Raw genomic sequence first — 18,015 nt, forward strand, 5'->3', positions numbered from 1 at the left:
TATTAAAGGTTGGCAGCTATTTTTCAAGTTTAGCTTAAGGAAAACCAACTCCTTAAGAAACACCAATATGACAGCTTAACCCTCCATCAATGGTAAAGCTTGCCCCATTAATAAAAGCAGCTTCATCACTAATTAAATACTCTACCAATGCAGCAACTTCCAGGGGTTGTGCGATACGCTTTGCCGGTGTTAAATTAATCACTTTTTGCATGTGGTCTTTAACTGCTGCATCTTGAACTCCCATACGTGTATTTACATACCCAGGGCAAATAGCATTGCAATTAATCCCATATTCTCCCCATTCCGCGGCAATTGCCTTGGTGTAGCCAATAACCCCATGTTTGCTTGCCACATAAGTAGAGGATAAGGCTGCTCCCAATAATCCTTGAATGGACGCAATGTTCACAATTCTGCCGTAAGCCTGTTTTTTCATTTCCGGCAATAAAGTTCTGGCAAAGTAAAAAATACTTTTTAAATTAGTATTCATCACTTTATCCCATTCTTCGTCAGTTACCTCATTAAGAGGGTGAAAAGGTCCACCAAAACCAGCATTATTAATCAGAATATTAGGGGACTTTTCTTCTTCTTTTATCTGCATTAAAAGTTGCAGTACTCTGGCCCCATCGCCCACATCACACTGATAGGTTGAAACAATTGTTTGATGCTCGTGTTGTAATTTCTTCGCGAGTGCAACAATAGGTTCCAAGTGCAGGTCGAGTAAAATTAAGTGATCGGTAACTGCAACTAGTTTTTGGGCAATGGCGGCACCAATTCCGGCACCAGCACCCGTAATAAGCGCAATGCGAGAAGAGGGAGGTTGTCTCATTATAAAACTCCTTTTTCAGGCAATATCTCAATCTCATTGACGGCAATCTCTAAAGGCAGTAATGCCAAATAAGATAAATACTGAGCAACCATATTAGGATCTAACATATCCTCTTTAGCAAAACCGGGGCGATTTTTCCAAATTTCGGTATAAGTGGCACCTAAAGTGACGTGGCTAACCCGAATATGGTGAATTTTTCCCTCCTCACCCAAATTGGTAGATAAGCCTTTTAATCCCCATTTTGACGCACCATAAGCCAGGTTATTGGTTAATCCCACTTTATTGGCAATTGAACCAATATTAATAATGCGTCCTCCACCATATTCCTTCATAATCCGGTACGCTTCTCGAGAACATAAGAATGCACCGGTTAAATTGGTTTTAATGACTAATTCCCATTCAGCTGTTGTAAGATCTTCCACTGCTTGGAATACCCCTAATCCAGCATTGTTAATTAATACATCAAGAGGACGATTCAGAGCATGAATCCAGGAAAATAATTGTAAAATAGAACCTTCTTGAGTGACATCAAGGTGTTGTAGATGAATTTCACCAGGGTTAAGCTGTAAATCTTTATGAAAATTTGCCTGCCTTGAGGTTACAATAACCGTCGCCTTTTGTTGAATTAATTGCTCAGCCAGAGCTCTGCCCAGACCTGTTTTTCCACCCGTAATTAGAATTAGTTTATTTATATTTGCTTCCATGAGTTGTTTAAATCCCCCAAATGATGGGTTGCAATTATTTTAAATATTCTCATACATAACTATGTTTCTAGTTATGTATGAGAAAAACAAAGCAGTTGCATGGTTATTATCTACGTATCAAAATTTGTTCATTAAATTCTTTTCTACGGGTTAAATCTGATTCTAAAACGCCCATAAAATGTGACGTTACCATGTAAGGATTCTGTTTATTAACACCGCGTGCCACCATGCATAAATGTTGCGATTCAATAATGACGCCCACACCTTTGGGGTTTAAATGGTTATATATTGCTTCAGCAATTTGGACGGTCAACTGTTCTTGAATTTGCAATCGTCGAGAAAAACACTCAACTATGCGTGCTAGCTTAGATAAACCTACAACTTTAGTATCAGGAATATAGCCTATATGTACGCGGCCAAAAAAAGGGAGCATATGATGTTCGCACATCGAAAACATTTCTATATCACGAAGTAGCACCAATTGATTGTAATTTTTTTCATTGGTAAAACATGTGCCTAATACCTTTTCAGGATCAATAGAATATCCTTCATATAACTCGGTCCAGCTTTCAACAACTCTTCTTGGTGTATCAATTAAACCTTCTCTCTCAGTATTTTCGCCAATTAAACCTAGCACTTGCTTAATTGCCTCAATCGCCTTTTCTTTCTCTGATTCTTGCTTTTTTTGGGATAAGTTAATTAGATATTTCTCAGCTTGCATTACTAGAACTCCTTAAATGGTATACCTTTTAAGTGTAGTTGATAAAACAAAAATGCCTACATATTGACCGCTATGTTGCTTTATTTATTACTTATAGGGATTAAAAAGCCAGGTGATAACCCTCTTTGGAATACGCATTTTATTGCCAACGTCTATACTTGATAAGAAAAATGAGGGAAGAAATGATGTCTTTAGAATTAATTATAAATATTGGTTTTTCGGTCTGCTTAATTGCTAATGCAGCCTTATATATTCCTCAAATATTCGTGCTATTAAGAGCAAAAACAGCAGAAGGACTCTCATTATGCACTTTTTTAGGCTTTAATATAATTCAGTTATTCACACTCTTACATGGTTGGATAATTAACGATTTTATTTTGGTTTTCGGATGTGTGGTGAGTTTAATAACCTGTGGGACTGTATCCTGGTTAATTGCTTATTATAAGTTTTTTCAAAAAAAGCCACTTGAAATGAAAAATGAGCTTAGCTAAAGCTCATTTTTCATTTCTTAAGAGCTCAATTATTCTTGTTTTCTAAAAGGCAGCATTTTTTTCAATACATCGTCTTTTACAATAAAGTGGTGATGCAAAGCTGCTGCAACATGCAGACCAATCAAGATGACAAAAACATATCCTAAAATAGAATGAGTTTGAAAATATAAATCCGCCATTTTGGGGTTTGCAGAGATTAAATTAGGTAAGTCAAATAAGCCAAAAAAGCGAACTGCACGGCCATCAGCAACGGACATTAAGTAACCTAATATAGGCATAGCCAAAAGTAAGATAAACAAGGAGTAATGAACTATTTTGGCGATTATGTGTTTCCAATAGGGCTGAGAGGGATCAGAAGGCCTAATAGTGACCATTCGCCACAGGATAAATAAAATGGCTAGAGCCAAAATGCTTATCCCCAATGATTTATGCAATAACACATATTGAGTTTTAATTGCATCACTAAGGGTAATAAAATTAGGTGACCATACCCAATAAAATTGAGCACAAACTAATAAAGCAATAACCCAATGGAAGAACCTAGAGATACTGCCAAATGCATTTAGCGTATTTTTTAGCATAAAAATTCCCTAAAAACTAAATCCGTATTAATACGTGACTTGCTAATCACGTATTTGTTCGTCAGCTAAAATACCATAGTGGAATATGGTTGCAAGCAATTAATGGCACTTACTTAAGAGAAAATTGCAGCTTAGCGTAGCCCGTATTAGCACAAGCATAATACGGACTACAATTTCGATAAATACCTTCAAGTAAGGGCTATTAGTTTGGCATCTTATGATAAAGACAAGACTTCCTGTGTCCTGGCGTAAGAAGGCCTACGCTACATGAAAGTTAAATAATTAAAACCTTAGTTCCAGGATTAGCTTTTACCCATTTAGCGACATACTCAATGTAATTATTTTTACCAACTGCAATGCATCCACGCGTTGAGCCGGGTAAATTGCTTAACCAGCCCAACACATTACCTGATTGAGTTGGCCCATGAATTCCTACATCTCTACCGGTATATCCAGCGGCTCTTTGCTGTGATGTTGGATAAAGAATCGGAATAAAGACCTTAAATTGCTTGGATTTTCTTGGATAGGCTAAGCCATATAAACCAATTGGCGTTTTATTATCACCGGCTTTCTTTTTACCCACGCCTTTGTTCCCAAGCGCTACTTTAAATGACTTAACTACAGTACCATGTTTACATATATTCAAAGTCCGTTTTTTAGTATGGACATTGATTCCACTAGGTAAAGGACAGGTTCCACTACCAGCGAATAAAGCGAAAGGAAAAAGAAGAGAAACCATTAATAAAAATGCTTTAATTTTCATATAAATATACTAATATTATCGAAGTTGGGCAATAATTATCCCATAGTATTGATTTTATTCCTAGAGTTTAAGGTTAAATCTTGTTTATAATGGGTAAAAAAACGACTTATTCATTAATCTCTGATTAACCGGTTTGTGTTTTTGTGGAATTGAAATTAAAAATAAAATTTACGTTTAGAATTATTTAATGATTAATTAAAATTTATTCCTATGGTAAATTCCATCTCCATTATATTTGATTAACTCAATTAGGAGAAAACATTGAGGTTCAAATTAGCAGCCAATACTCTATGGAAATCTAAAAAGCGATTAAGAATTTTATCCATTTTAATGATGGTTTCATTTTTTTTAGCGATTAGCTTTTATTTATTTCATCGCCCAGCCTCTCTTCCCGAAAAGCAGCTTAAGGTAGTTGAAACAGAAATAATCACGCCCACATCGCTTAAAAAGACAATTAAACTTATCGGTACGATTCATCCTAAACATGCCACTTTATTGACAGCGAAAACATCGGGCTTGCTTGAGTCACATTGTTTATCAGGTCAAGCAGTCAAAAAGGGCGCTTTGATTGCGCAAATTATTAATCCTGAGGTAGAAAAAAATTATCAGTTATCAAAAGACGCAGTAGCGATTGCTGAAACTCATTATAATCGCTTTCTGCAATTAAAAAGCAAGGGGTTTGTCAGCATAAGAGAGCTTGAAGAGAAAAAGCAGCAATGGATCAATGCTCAAAAAGAAGTAGCTAAAACAAAGATCGAAGCAGAGAATCTGCGTTTTTACTCTCCATTTGATGGAATAATTGGTGCATTCAAAATTAGAGATGGTTCGCAAGTTAAAACAGGAGATGTAGTTGTTACTGTTTATGATCCCTTAAATATTACGGTTGACGTAGATATTCCTTGCCACTATCTCCATCAAATTAAAGAAAATCAAATCGTTTACATTAAAAACCAGAAGTATCATTTATCTCATTTGCAGCAAATGATGGATAGTGAAACCCATATGTGTCCCGCAGAAGTTGATATTCACTGCAATGATTGCATTATTGGCGACACCATTTATGTGCAGCTTCTCATAAAAGAAAAGAATAAAACATTAGTAGCACCAGCCCAAGCATTATTCCTCAAAGAAGGGAAGCTTTCCCTTTATAAGGTTGTTAATAATCATATTGAACTGGTGAACGTTAAAACGGGTATTAAAGAAAAAAATAGGATAGAAATTATTTCTGGATTAAAACCAAATGACGAAGTGATTATAAAAAGTCCCGAGCGATTATCTCCACAGATGGAAGTGTCGATTTATCACCCTAAAAATAAAATATCGGGATAATAACTTAAAATGAATGTGACAACCTATTTTTTAAAACATCCGGTTATTGCCATTATTCTTAACCTTATGATTGCTCTAGTTGGAATACTTTGCTATGACTCATTAGCCATTAGAGAATACCCCGAGATTAGTTTTCCTGTTATTTCTGTAAACACTAGTTATGCGAATGCAAGCCCCCAACTTATTGAGTCTGCGGTGACTAATCCATTAGAAGAGCAGCTTGCGGGAGTGGAGGGACTGGAGTTGATAACCTCAAGCTCCAATGCCGGTTTTTCTCATATCAAATTAGTATTTCGACCTGGAACGGTGATGGATAGGGCGCTCAATGCTACTCAAGAAGCAGTAAACCTAGCTCGTGCCTTTTTACCTGCAAATATAAAAGCACCGAAAATTGAACGCCAGACTCAGTCAGATGGGTTACCGTTTATTGGGCTCTCTATCGAGTCTCGCTCTTTAAGCTTTGGTGAATTGACCCATTATGCCCAGCTTAATTTGAAAAATGCCTTTCGCAGTGTGAGCGGTGTTGCCTCAGTTTCTGTATGGGGACGTCCTTATACTTATGAAATTAATTTAGATCCCAAGAAATTATACGCTTTTGGTATTAATGCGGATGAGGTGGCCAACGCGGTTGCCTCTAATCGCTTATCACTTCCGGCCGGAAAATATCAGAATAAAATACCAACAACGCTGGACTTTGATTTAAAAACGGCGGAGGATTATCGAAATTTATTAGTAAAAACAGTGAACCATAATCCCGTTTTTCTTAAATCATTAGCACAAATTCAATTAAAAACCGACAATAGTCAATTTCAAATTAAAGTTAATGGGCAATCCGGGGTAGTTCTATCAATTAATCGCGCAAATGATGCCAATCCACTCGAAGTATCGCAAGCGGTTCGCAAAGAACTTAAAGCATTAAAAAAAGCTTTACCTAATGATATGAAGATGAGGGTGATCATTGATCAATCCGAATTTATCCGGGCCTCGTTAAAGAATATTAAATCTTCCATAGTCGAATCCATTCTATTGGTTCTTGTTATTGTATTTTTATTCCTAAGGAACATACGTTCCATCCTGATTCCTGTGGTAACAATCCCTATTTCGCTATTAGGCTCACTACTCTTCTTAAAACTCTGTGGTTTTAGTATTAATCAGATGACACTGCTTGCTATGGTTCTTGCCGTAGGTTTAGTTGTGGATGATGCGATTATTGTTCTTGAAAATATATGGCGTTATGTTGAAGAGGGATTTTCTCCAATAGAAGCTGCTTTGAAAGGGGCGAAGCAGATAAGTTTTGCGATTGTTGCTATGACGTTTACGCTAGCTAGCGTCTATGCGCCTTTGGCGTTTATTCAAGGCATGATTGGGCAATTATTTATAGAGTTTGCGGTTGCCTTAGCAGGAAGTGTATTTATTTCTGGGATAGTCGCACTTACATTATCTCCCTTAATGTGCTCAAGCCTGCTTACTAAAAATACAAAACAATTTTGGCCAAAAATAGATGGAATACTTGATAGGTTTTCAGAATATTATATTAAGCTCTTATCATCAACGCTTAGTAAAACTAAGTTAACCATTTTCGTTGCTCTTATGACAATGGGAGTAAGCATATTTTTTTATCAAATACTTCCTCGGGAAACTGCACCTAAAGAAGATCGGGGGCTAATCGGTGTTTATACACCACGCTCCTTAGACGAAAATGTCAATGATCTGGACGTAAAGGGGAAACAAATGGAACAGGTTATTGGAATGCTTACTGAGGCTAAAAATCGCTTAACTTTCTCTGGAGAGTGGGGAAGTAACCTTGTTTTACCCTTAAAACCTCACGCGAAAAGAAAGCGCTCAGCCGCAGAAATTGTGGAATCACTTAGGGCTCCAATGGCTAAACTAAACTCAATTGATGCTTCAGTGTGGAGCTGGGATGATGGTTTGCCTGGGACGGATAACGAGATGAATGGAAATGAGTTAGAGCTTGTTTTATCGACAACGGATGATTATGCTCAATTGTATAATAAAGCAGAACAGCTTAAAGCTTTACTTGCTGACAATAAGTCATTTGAATCAATACGCCATGATCTACGTCTTGATTCCATGGGGTATGCTATTGAGGTCGATAACTCTAAATTAGCCTCACTAGGGCTTACCCCGGCTCAAGTCGCCAAAACAATCGAGATTTTCTTTAGCGGTGATAGGTCTATTAATTTTCAGAAAGACAACGTAATTTATAATTTAACTCTGCAAGGAACAATGAAACCTTGGGGGTTAGATGAGCTTTATCTAACAACGCCGTTAGGCCACAGAGTTTCTTTAGGTACACTGGCTAAAATGAAAAATCAGGCACAACCAGCCTTTTTAGATCATGTAAACCAAATGCGCTCAACAACATTACATGTGCAATTAGCCCCTCATCAGTCTTTTAAAAAAGGAATGGATTCTCTTTGGAGTTTTGCGAAAGAAAATTTGCCTAGCCAATACAAACTGAGCTGGTCTGGGGCTGCTAAAACATATAATGAATCATCGCGAACACTCTTGTTATTTTTATTATCAATTCTTTTTATTTATTCCATCCTATGTATTCAATTTGAAAATTTCATTTATCCTTTAATTATCTTAATTACAATTCCGTTGGCCTGCTCTGGAGCTTTAGTATTTGCTTATCTTTTTGGCCAATCCTTAAATATTTTCACCGAAGTAGGCCTTATCACCTTAATTGGACTAATTACGAAACATGGAATTCTTATTGTCGAATTTGCAAATCAATTGCAAAAAGAGGGGGTGTTTTTATTAGAGGCAATAAAGAAATCATGTGCTATGCGCTTACGTCCTATTTTAATGACAACAGGGGCAATGATATTCGGTGTTATCCCTCTAGTTTTATCACATGATGCAGGTGCTGAATCACGCCGGGCGATTGGCACGATTTTGTTAGGCGGTTTATCTTTAGGAACGCTATTTACTCTTTTTGTTTTACCAACTATCTATTATATGGTTTCAAAAGTTTTAAAATACAATCCTCAATAGGGATAGGTTTGGAAGGAGGCCGCTGCCTTTAATTACCAGGAAGTTTTTAAAAAGAAGTCATCTTGAGGGCTTACAGGGAGCTAAAAACCAGTTAGCCGCTCAAACCTAATCTTTGCTATGCTTAAAAGTATAAGTTTATATTTAAACTAAGAAGTCTACTCTTTAACGAAGGAACGAATGATGAAGAAAGGCGTACTTTATTTATTAGCGTCGATTGGCGTTTTGTTTTTAATATATTTTTCTTATTCTCAGTTATTTAGCATAACTGGGGCAACAATGTATGGTAGCGGTAGCATCACTTCTGTCCCAGGTCCGGCACCTTCTCCTTTAGTAGCCTATGCGCAGTTAAAAAATGCATCGATGACCTCACCGCCACAAGCAACACCATTATCGCCCTCTGCAGAAAATACAATAAGACGGATGATTATTCGTAACGCCAATATTACCTTACAAGTAAATGATATTAATCGTGCCCTAGATGCAATTATTAATTTGGCTAATGCTTCAGGAGGATATGTTGTCAGCTCTAATATCTACCAAAATGCAGGTAGTACCACGGGAGGAATTAGTATTCGCGTTCCTGCTGAAGGCTTAAATAATGTATTAAAGCAATTAAAATCATTAGCTACGCAAGTGACTCAAGAAAATATAAGTGGAGAGGATATTACTGAGCAATATGTTAATTTACAAAGTCAGCTGGATAATCTCCAGAAATCAAAAAGTCAGCTCGAAAAAATTATGTTAGGGGCAACAAAAACAGAAGATGTGCTCAAGGTACATCAGCAGTTGAGTAGTACTCAAGGACAAATAGATGTTCTTGAGGGACAAATAAAATATTATAAAGAGTCCGTCGCTTTATCTTTAGTAAATATCACCTTGAATATGAATCCAGCGGTACAAAATGAATATCAGTCTCATTGGCGAATAGGAGAAGCATTTAAAAGCGCTTATGTGGATTTAGTTAATGGATTACGGAACTTCACCTACACTTTGATTGAAATGATTGTGTATTTTTTACCATTAGCTTTGTTGTGGGGATGTGTTGGTTTTGTTATCTATTGGATAGGGAAAAAGATATATAAATTATTGTAGCTCTCAAATGGGGCAGGTTTGATTAATCATCGAACTGCTCCATAATCCAACCTAAAGCTATTATCTCAGATGGCGGTAGACTGCCTCACATATAGGATCATGCCCCCAGATTTTAATTAATTTTTCATGGAAGACCAGAATATTACTGGTCCCTGCCTTCTCTTATCATGTGCACAAAGCAATAAATGCTATCCATTGTTTGATATGGGTTATCAATTTAAGCGTTTTAGTCCTAACCAGCTTATTGCAGGTACGCTTGGTTGCCTACATTCAAATTTTAGTTAAGGAAATAGAATGAGTAAAAAACCAAGTTTAATTATCATGGTGCTTTTGAGCGTGTTTAGTGCTCAAGTTTTAGGAAAACCCTTGGTGAGTATTGAGGCCTCAGGACAAACAAGAGTTATTGTTCCTATAAATACCCTTGCTGCTATTTACTATACGATCACTAATAATTCCTCACAGCCCCTCACGTTAAATCTTGAACCGCTACAAGGAATTACCCAAAATATTGCAGGAGCTTCTATTATTTGTAAACAACCGATTCAGTTAGCTCCCCATGGTTCTTGTTTACTTACTCTAGTTGCAAATGGCAATAATTTGCCGACAGTACCGGTCACCGGATTACAATTATATCGGAAGACAAAAGAGGGTAAAGTATATAGCAAGCCACCTAAGGGGCAGGAAATTTATGCAGCCAGAGGCTCTAATCGCTATAAATTAATTGTCATTTCCGGGGATCCTCTTACCTTATTTGATGTTCCCAAAACGATTCCCCCTAAAACCCCAATTACTAAGGTTTTGACTGTACAAAATGCATCGACCAATCTCATCATAAAAAGTATCGCGGTTAGCTTGGCTTCAATGTCTGAAGCTAATCCTGCCAAAGTTATTATTGATGCAAGTGACTGTATGCGTGTAAATGGTCTTTTTCCAGGCCAAACATGTGCCATTAATTTTACTCCAGCTCGCTTATCCTCTCCTATCAAGATGGAAGAGAAGTTTAAAGTGATTATTAGTGCCAATGGCAGCTCAATGTATCAAACAACAGCCCACTTAACTTTAAGTCCTTTTATACCCATTACTTATGATCAACATCCACAGATTGTTCCTTTTCCTTCGTCTTCTGGCTTACAGTTAACATTGAATAATATCAGTGATGAATCACAACACTTAAATTTTACTACTCCTGAGTACTGGAGAGACGTTTCTTATACCGGTTGTCCGGATCTGATGTTACCTGGCTCATCATGCACACTGACTTTTACTTCAAAAAAAGCAAATAATGCTGGAATATTTACTATTAAAGCCCTCTCTGTACAAGGCCGATATAAGAGTAAAATCAATATTCCCATTGCATTTGCTGATGCAGATAATAATTTAGTTTATGCGGTAAGCTCCTCAACTTATTACGCAGTCAATATAGATAAGACCTTCACTATGAGTCCACTGAGTATGGGGTTTCAGTGGTGTCCTCCTGGGATTGCCTGCAATCAAATCACAACCAATGCGACTGACTTATATAATGGGATGTCAAATTCATTGAAGATAAGAACGGCATTTGCCGGAGCTGACCTAAACACCTATGCAGCAGGTTACTGCGCCACCATCCCTTCGGGTAATTTGAACTTACATTACTACTTACCCGCAGTATGCGAATTAGGTAATAGTTTGCAGGGGGCGGACTGCCATTCAAATAGAAGCAATATTTACAACAACCTAATTCAGTATGGATTTTTATCAAACCTTAATGGTCCTTTGTGGAGCTCTACAGAAATAAATGCCGGAGCTGCCTGGTTAGAATTTTATTACGGGCCCATTATCGCCTGGCAGTATGAATACCTTACAGATTTTTACGCCACTGTGGTGTGTGTAACAAGAGGTAGCTTATAAACATCCCCTATTAAAAGGAACTATTATGTGTGTTGTTGCTTTAAAAATTAAAAAAATTACAGGCCTTATTAGTATATTGGTAGCAATATCGTATTCCCTAACTAGCTATGCTTTGTTAACCCCATATAAGGGGACTCCACCATTGGTGTTTAAAAGTAATAAGCATCATTTAAATATTGCCATCGTAGCAAATCACCCTATGGATAATTTAAGTTTATTTAGTCCAACCTTTAATAATGTAGTGCCTTGGACATGGGATGTTTGTTATATGTCCGATTTTAATTTGGATACGTACACTTGTACTACTAATACTACAGCAAACGAGCAATATGCGGGGCCCTTAATACAACTTCAACAAGGGGATACCTTAAATATAACGCTTGTTAATAATCTACCCCTTATTGATCCAAATATTTATCCTATAGCCAATGTACAAAATATACCTAATTTAAATTTAAACCCAGTTAATTTGCATACTCACGGGTTAACCGTATCTCCTCATTATCCTATTCCTGAAAGCTCCAAATATAACAATTGGGGCGATAATATTTTCTTAGTTTTAACCAATAGAAATAATGGACCTTATATTCCTGGAAAACATGATCATGGAACAGTAATCGTTAATCCAACAAATTCAGTTGAGTATTCTATTTATATTCCTGAAGACCATCCAAGTGGGCTTTACTGGATTCATCCGCATATACATGGTCTAACCGAAGCGCATATTTCTATGGGGATGCGAGGAATTCTCACTATAGGGCAGGTTAGTGATTATGTATCAATTGAGGGCTTAACGAAAAGGCAGGTTAATCGCAGCACTTCTTATCTTGGTTTACAAGATTCTCAGGTACTTCCTACAGGGTATATTTATACGAGTCCTGATTCAGCATTTTGCTCTGCAATTCCTAATGCTTCTGAAGATAATACGTCGCGTCAAGGTGTTTGTCCTGGGACTGATTCAAGCGCGGTAGGAGGGAATAATTATATTGGGGGGAGCTGGTTTCATCCAGTTTCCGGATTAATTTATCCTCAGATTAAAGTTCAAAATCAAGAAATTTTGGCTATAGCTAATTTAAGCAGTTCCACTTCATACAATATTGAGCTACAAGACCGGTTTAAAAAATGTAACATCCTCATGCAGATTTTAGCTGTTGATGGGATTTCCATTAATACCACGGATGCTCAAGCGGTCATGCTTGCTGCAGGAGGCAAATTTATACCTGAACCATGCCCAGAAAGTACTATTTTGCACCCGGAAATTTGCGCTAGCTCCATTTTAATGATGCCGAGTGCGCGAGTAGAGGTTTTGGCTACTTATAGAAATTGTGCTGGTGGTAACAAAATAACTAAGGTACCTATGGACGGGGCTCAGGCAGTTCTGACTACTACTTCTCATAATACGGGACCAGTTGGTGATTATTGGCCGCAAGTTGATTTAGCACAAATTCAATTTGACTCAGGTAGTAAAGGGACTCCGGCTCATATAACACCTCATATATATGACCCAGTGCTTCTGGCAAGAGAAATAAGACCCATAGATCCCAATAGCACGCCACAAGCTTGTGAGCCCTTAGCTCCCGGTAATAAGCGAAGAATATTTTTTGGTAATCCTACTGCTTATCCTGATCAATTTGGTCTTGCTTATGAAACTATCGATCAAAAAGGGAATGTTGTGGGGCAGCCAGCAAAAGATTTGGTTGCATTCTCCGCGCACAATCCATTCATTTGCCTTCCCTTAGGGCCTGGCGATACGCCAGCAACAGAGCTATGGGAATTAGTCAATGTAGCGACTGAAGATCATACCTTTCATATGCATCAACAAAAATTTCAATTACTTTCTGAAACGGATATCATAACGGGCGAAGTTGTCCCTTCTTCAAGTGCTTATTTAATGGATAATGTGCCGATTCCCCATGCCATTGGAAATTGTGGACAATCAGATGGTTCTAATCCTATTACCAATTGGCGTAAAAAACGATGTAAAACGCTTCCACTAACGGTGCAACTTAATTTTTCCGCAGCAGGGGATTATATGTATCATTGTCACATTGCAGAACATGAAGATGGTGGAATGATGCAGAAAATTAAGGTAGTTCTTTCTTCTGAGCATAAGATTAAAAGCAAAAAGTTTTGATTAGAGACGACCCATTAGGGCCCTCTCTAAATTGTTCACACTAAAGCATTAGGGATTTTTTATGCCTTCTTCTATACGTCTCCCAATGTCTTGATCAATATTTTTCCAATATTGAAATGCTCTTTCTAGTATTGGCTGGGTAACGCCATTTTTCAGGTGGCCAACAACGTTGCTTATGAGCCTACTTCGCTCTTCATCATTCATTACTCTACGCACTAGTATATTAGCCTGACCATAATCATCATCATCTTTACGCAACGTATAGGCTTCACGTACCAAATTCCCATGAGCATTCCATGTGGCTACTTCTGGATTGAGTGAACTATCGGCTGTTGGACCACCGTAGGAGTTAGGCGTATAAACAGGATCAGCAACATTTTCTACCCGCATTGTCCCATCCTTGCTGTAACTATGGACTGGGCATTGTGGCTTATTGACTGGTATTTGTTTGTAGTTCACGCCCAATCTTGCTCGATGCGCGTCAGCATATGAAAAGACTCTCGCAAGAAGCATTTTATCAGGACTAATTCCCGTTCCTGGAACCATATTATTGATTTCAAAGGCCGCTTGTTCTATTTCCGTATGATTATCAGTTGGGTTACGATTCAAGGTAAGTTTGCCTACTTTAATTAGAGGATAATCTGCATGGGGCCAAACTTTGGTTAAATCAAATGGGTTATAGCGATACGTTTCTGCCTCATGAAATGGCATAATTTGCATGTGGAGCGTCCAACTTGGGTAATCTCCCCGTTTGATTGCTTCAAAGAGATCGCGCGTATGATAATCGCCATCTTTTCCAGCGAGATAATCTGCCTCATCCTGAGTTAGGCATGCAATGCCTTGGTTGGTTTTAAAATGATATTTTACCCAGAATTTCTCTCCCTCTGCATTGACCCACATGTAGGTATGACTGGAAAAACCATCCATATGACGCCAGGTTTTAGGAATACCGCGATCCCCCATTAACCAGGTTACTTGGTGAGCTGATTCAGGAGACAAAGTCCAAAAATCCCATTGCATGTCATGATCACGCAAATTATTATCTGCGCGTCGTTTTTGAGAACGGATAAAATGCTGGAATTTCATTGGATCCCGTAAGAAAAAAACAGGCGTATTGTTACCTACGAGATCGAAATTTCCTTCACTAGTATAAAATTTTACTGCAAACCCCCGCGGATCGCGCCAGGTATCCGGGCTGCCACGTTCACCTGCAACAGTTGAAAAACGCATGACAAGGTTAGTCTTTACTCCAGGCTGGAACAATGCCGCTTTAGTGTACTTACTTACATCTTCTGTTACTTCAAAATACCCAAATGCCCCACTTCCTTTTGCATGAGGCTGACGCTCTGGTATGCGCTCACGGTTAAAATTGGCGATTTGCTCAATGAGATAGTGATCATGCAGAACAATAGGACCATTCGGTCCAACAGTTAGTGAGTGTTCTGTACTAGGAACGGGTATTCCAGCATCGTTGGTAGTAAATTTTTGAGCTTTGTTGTTGTCCGTCATTAATACTTCCCTTATTAGTCATCCTTAAAAAGCCATACTTTGCAGCCTAAAAGTCCTACAAATTTCTAGGTGTAGCGGAAATCATAGTATATTAATAGCCCAGCAAGCAATGATTACAGTTTATCAGATTAGCGCTTACGTAACATTTTTTTTAAACTAGGCCACTCGTAGGTATTGATCACATCGCTTTTTTCCAACCATCCACGGCGCGCCTGATAAATACCCACCGGCATAAAGTTAAAATTGCGAATACTATGAGCATCTGTAGAAATTGCCACTTTAACGCCTATTTTTTTAGCCAATTGGCAATAGTCATCATTAATATCCATGCGATAAGGCTGAGCGTTGAGCTCAATGAAACAGCCTCGCTCTTTAGCCGCCCATAATATTTTTTCTATAGTAATGGGATAGGGGGGGCGAGATTTAATTAAGCGTCCAGTAGCGTGGCCTAGGATATCGAAATAAGGATTATCCATTGCTCGAATGATGCGCTCTGTTTGTTGGGATTCGGGCAAATTAAATTTAGAGTGAATCGAGCACAAAACAATATCTAACTCTTTTAAAACATCATTGGATAAATCCAATGAGCCATCCTCCAGGATATCCACCTCGATGGACTTCAGCACTATAAAGTCCGTTAATTGCTCATTTAGTTTGTCGATTTGTGCAATTTGTTGTAAAAGTCTTTTTTCATCGAGACCATGCGTAATTGCAAGGCGTTTGGAATGATCCGTGATCGCTAGATAGTGATAACCTTTACGTATGGCTGCATGGACCATATTTTCCAACGGCTCACTTCCATCCGTTTCATTAGTATGTGAATGCAAATCACCTATAATGTCTACTAATTGAATTAATTGAGGTAATGCATGGTTTAAAGCAGCAGTAATCTCTCCCTTATCCTCTCGTAATTCGGGCTCGATATAAGCCAAATCAAGAGCATGATAAATATCTTTTTCTGTAACATTTTCAAAAGTTTTTTGTCCTGCAAATAATCCATTTTTTTGTAATAAATATCCTTTATTGGCAGCGAGCTGAATTAAATGCTCCACATGCGCTTTATTTCCAGTATGAAACAATAAAGCACTCCCCAAAGATGCTTTAGGTAGAGAATATAAGTTCATTTTAACCCCTACCCGCAAATTTACCGAGATGCATTCATCGCTTTGCTGTACTAAATCTTTTACTGCACTGAGACTTGTAATGTGATTGATTAGGCTAGTAAAGTTTTGAGTACAAATAATAAAATCAATTTCATTAATTACATCTTTTTTTCGCCTAAATTCGCCGGCGCACTCCACCCATTGAACTCCTGGAAGCTCACGCAAATGACGTAGCAATGAGTCAACTACGGTAATTGCATAAAAAAGGCGAAGAAATTTATTTTTCTTACGTGGTTTGCGAATTTCTTTTTTAAGTTCCGATTTTAAATGCTCATTAAACTCAGAAATAGTATCTGCTTCTAAAGCCCGTAACAGGCTTCTTTTGGTATAAATATTATATTTTTGATTTAGTAGCTTAATTTTTTGAGGCCCTAAACCATGAATATCTTGCAACTCATTCAAAACCTTATTGGAGTCCTTTTTTAATACCAGCTCTTCATTTGAAGAAAGTAGATGATTGATAGTATCGGCAATTTTATCGCCAATCCAAGGAAGGGTAGTTAAATCAAACCCTTGGGCAAGTAGTAATTCAATATTCGTATCTAATTTTAAAATACTGCGCGCAGCCCGCCGATAGGCTCGGACACGGTATGGGTTATCGCCCGAAGCTTCTAGTAAGTCGGAAAATTTTTCTAGTGACTCCGCAATTTCCTTATTGTTTTTGCCCATAGAAAAAACTCATTGGAGATTTCCTATAAGTATAGAGTAGTACATATCATAAATTCTAATTGCTTGCTTATTATCACAAAATATTATGGTAGCATCTCTACTCATATCACATCATAAAAATAATTTAAGGATAAATGTCATGCGTTTAGGAATTTCCGCTCTTAGTATCGTTGGGGCTTGCTTGTACTCTTCATGTGTTTTAGCCGGTGAGTCAGGGATATCCAGTATTAATTGCGCGACTACGAGTTATCGTTCCGTGATCTCTGTTTTTGGGGGGTATGCCAATATTAATGCCGGGGATAGGGCGTCTTATTTGGGAAGCGAGGGTACAGTTTACTCCTATAGAAGTTCAAAAGATGGTGAAAGCGATGGTTTTATTGGGGGATTTATCGGAGTTGAACATCCCATATCCTGGTATAATTTATTGGTGCAAGCAGGTGTAGAGTACAGTTATTTTGGTCCTGTAGGGGTACAGGGTTCTAATAGGGTAGATATGCTTTCTGGAGCATCGACGTTATATCGTTATCGCTATGACTACCGAGCTCACCAATTTCTTGCCTCAGCGAAACTTTTAACGACTACTTATGGACGATTTCATCCGTATGCCTTAGCTGGAATAGGGGCAGCAGTTAATTATATGGGGCATTTCCGAGCAACAGCAGTTCAAACAGGAGGAATAGATGGATCTCCATTCTTCCGGGAAAATAATGCAATTCGATTTAGTTATGGTGTTGGTCTAGGTGTGGACCTTGATGTTAATCCCTATACTCGTTTCGGACTAGGCTATCGATTCAGTGGATTAGGGGATGGCACTTTAAAACGAGGGCGGATGCTTACAAATAATCAAATTATTTCAGTACCATTTGCTTTGGGTACTCATAATGCCCATGCCAATCAATTGGTTGCTCAACTTACATTTGTGGTGTAGCAGGATTTTTGGGTTGAGCATGGCCTAACCTTAAACGTCATCCTGAGGAGTTTACTGCAAAGGATGACGGGCGGCCCTAACGTTCTAAATACCCAACTAGATCATATTTAAATGGAGCAGTGGTTGAGTTTGTAGAAGTTGTGCAATCCCACACTAGCTTATTTCTTTTGCCTAGGCATTTGTGCTGCAACATT

General features: G+C 38.0%; 14 protein-coding genes. 7 read left to right on the plus strand and 7 right to left on the minus strand.

Annotation, left to right across the window (positions count from 1 at the left end):
* Positions 1 to 52: 52 nt before the first annotated feature.
* The 3 genes from BN3124_RS10065 to folE form a co-directional block, all read right to left on the minus strand.
* Positions 53 to 826, minus strand: a complete 774-nt coding sequence (locus tag BN3124_RS10065; RefSeq protein ID WP_058534676.1) for an SDR family NAD(P)-dependent oxidoreductase — start codon at positions 824 to 826, stop codon at positions 53 to 55.
* Entirely contained in the window at positions 826 to 1,530 is a 705-nt protein-coding gene (locus BN3124_RS10070) for an SDR family oxidoreductase (RefSeq protein WP_058534677.1), read from the minus strand. Before BN3124_RS10070 ends, BN3124_RS10065 begins: the two co-directional genes overlap by 1 nt.
* 106 nt (positions 1,531 to 1,636) lie before the next feature.
* Positions 1,637 to 2,251, minus strand: coding sequence for a GTP cyclohydrolase I FolE (gene folE, locus BN3124_RS10075; protein WP_078061539.1), 615 nt, complete (start codon positions 2,249 to 2,251; stop codon positions 1,637 to 1,639).
* Positions 2,252 to 2,433: 182 nt separating this feature from the next.
* Between folE and BN3124_RS10080 the strand changes: the two genes are divergently transcribed.
* Positions 2,434 to 2,742 (plus strand): PQ-loop domain-containing transporter, encoded by a 309-nt coding sequence (locus tag BN3124_RS10080; protein WP_230849130.1) that lies wholly within the window; start codon positions 2,434 to 2,436, stop codon positions 2,740 to 2,742.
* A 29-nt stretch (positions 2,743 to 2,771) separates the two neighbouring features.
* On the opposite strand, the gene BN3124_RS10085 is transcribed toward BN3124_RS10080, so the two are convergent.
* Together BN3124_RS10085 and BN3124_RS10090 are read right to left on the minus strand one after the other, a co-directional pair.
* Positions 2,772 to 3,323 (minus strand): cytochrome b, encoded by a 552-nt coding sequence (locus BN3124_RS10085; protein ID WP_058534679.1) that lies wholly within the window; start codon positions 3,321 to 3,323, stop codon positions 2,772 to 2,774.
* A gap of 274 nt (positions 3,324 to 3,597) precedes the next feature.
* A complete protein-coding gene (locus BN3124_RS10090; RefSeq protein ID WP_058534680.1) occupies positions 3,598 to 4,086 on the minus strand; it encodes a L,D-transpeptidase family protein in 489 nt (162 codons plus the stop codon).
* Positions 4,087 to 4,347: 261 nt separating this feature from the next.
* On the opposite strand from BN3124_RS10090, the gene BN3124_RS10095 reads away from it, so the two are divergent.
* The 5 genes from BN3124_RS10095 (at position 4,348) to BN3124_RS10115 (ending at position 13,552) form a co-directional block, all read left to right on the plus strand.
* On the plus strand, positions 4,348 to 5,415 hold the full coding sequence (locus tag BN3124_RS10095) for an efflux RND transporter periplasmic adaptor subunit (protein WP_058534681.1): 1,068 nt from the start codon (positions 4,348 to 4,350) through the stop codon (positions 5,413 to 5,415).
* A 9-nt stretch (positions 5,416 to 5,424) separates the two neighbouring features.
* Positions 5,425 to 8,436 (plus strand): efflux RND transporter permease subunit, encoded by a 3,012-nt coding sequence (locus BN3124_RS10100; RefSeq protein ID WP_058534682.1) that lies wholly within the window; start codon positions 5,425 to 5,427, stop codon positions 8,434 to 8,436.
* Positions 8,437 to 8,613: 177 nt separating this feature from the next.
* Positions 8,614 to 9,528: a DUF4349 domain-containing protein gene (locus BN3124_RS10105; RefSeq protein WP_230849131.1), complete on the plus strand. Its 915-nt coding sequence runs from the start codon at positions 8,614 to 8,616 to the stop codon at positions 9,526 to 9,528.
* A gap of 294 nt (positions 9,529 to 9,822) precedes the next feature.
* A complete protein-coding gene (locus tag BN3124_RS10110; protein ID WP_058534684.1) occupies positions 9,823 to 11,418 on the plus strand; it encodes a hypothetical protein in 1,596 nt (531 codons plus the stop codon).
* Between the two features lie 25 nt (positions 11,419 to 11,443).
* On the plus strand, positions 11,444 to 13,552 hold the full coding sequence (locus BN3124_RS10115; RefSeq protein ID WP_058534685.1) for a multicopper oxidase domain-containing protein: 2,109 nt from the start codon (positions 11,444 to 11,446) through the stop codon (positions 13,550 to 13,552).
* 48 nt (positions 13,553 to 13,600) lie between these two features.
* On the opposite strand, the gene BN3124_RS10120 is transcribed toward BN3124_RS10115, so the two are convergent.
* Together BN3124_RS10120 and BN3124_RS10125 are read right to left on the minus strand one after the other, a co-directional pair.
* Positions 13,601 to 15,061 carry a catalase gene (locus BN3124_RS10120; protein ID WP_058534686.1) on the minus strand — a complete coding sequence of 487 codons (1,461 nt, stop codon included), beginning with the start codon at positions 15,059 to 15,061 and terminating at the stop codon, positions 13,601 to 13,603.
* 128 nt (positions 15,062 to 15,189) lie between these two features.
* A complete protein-coding gene (locus BN3124_RS10125) occupies positions 15,190 to 16,893 on the minus strand; it encodes a DNA polymerase/3'-5' exonuclease PolX (protein WP_058534687.1) in 1,704 nt (567 codons plus the stop codon).
* 139 nt (positions 16,894 to 17,032) lie between these two features.
* On the opposite strand from BN3124_RS10125, the gene BN3124_RS10130 reads away from it, so the two are divergent.
* Positions 17,033 to 17,821, plus strand: coding sequence for an outer membrane protein (locus tag BN3124_RS10130; protein WP_058534688.1), 789 nt, complete (start codon positions 17,033 to 17,035; stop codon positions 17,819 to 17,821).
* Positions 17,822 to 18,015 lie beyond the last annotated feature (194 nt).

Source organism: Legionella saoudiensis, assembly GCF_001465875.1.
Taxonomy (GTDB): domain Bacteria; phylum Pseudomonadota; class Gammaproteobacteria; order Legionellales; family Legionellaceae; genus Legionella; species Legionella saoudiensis.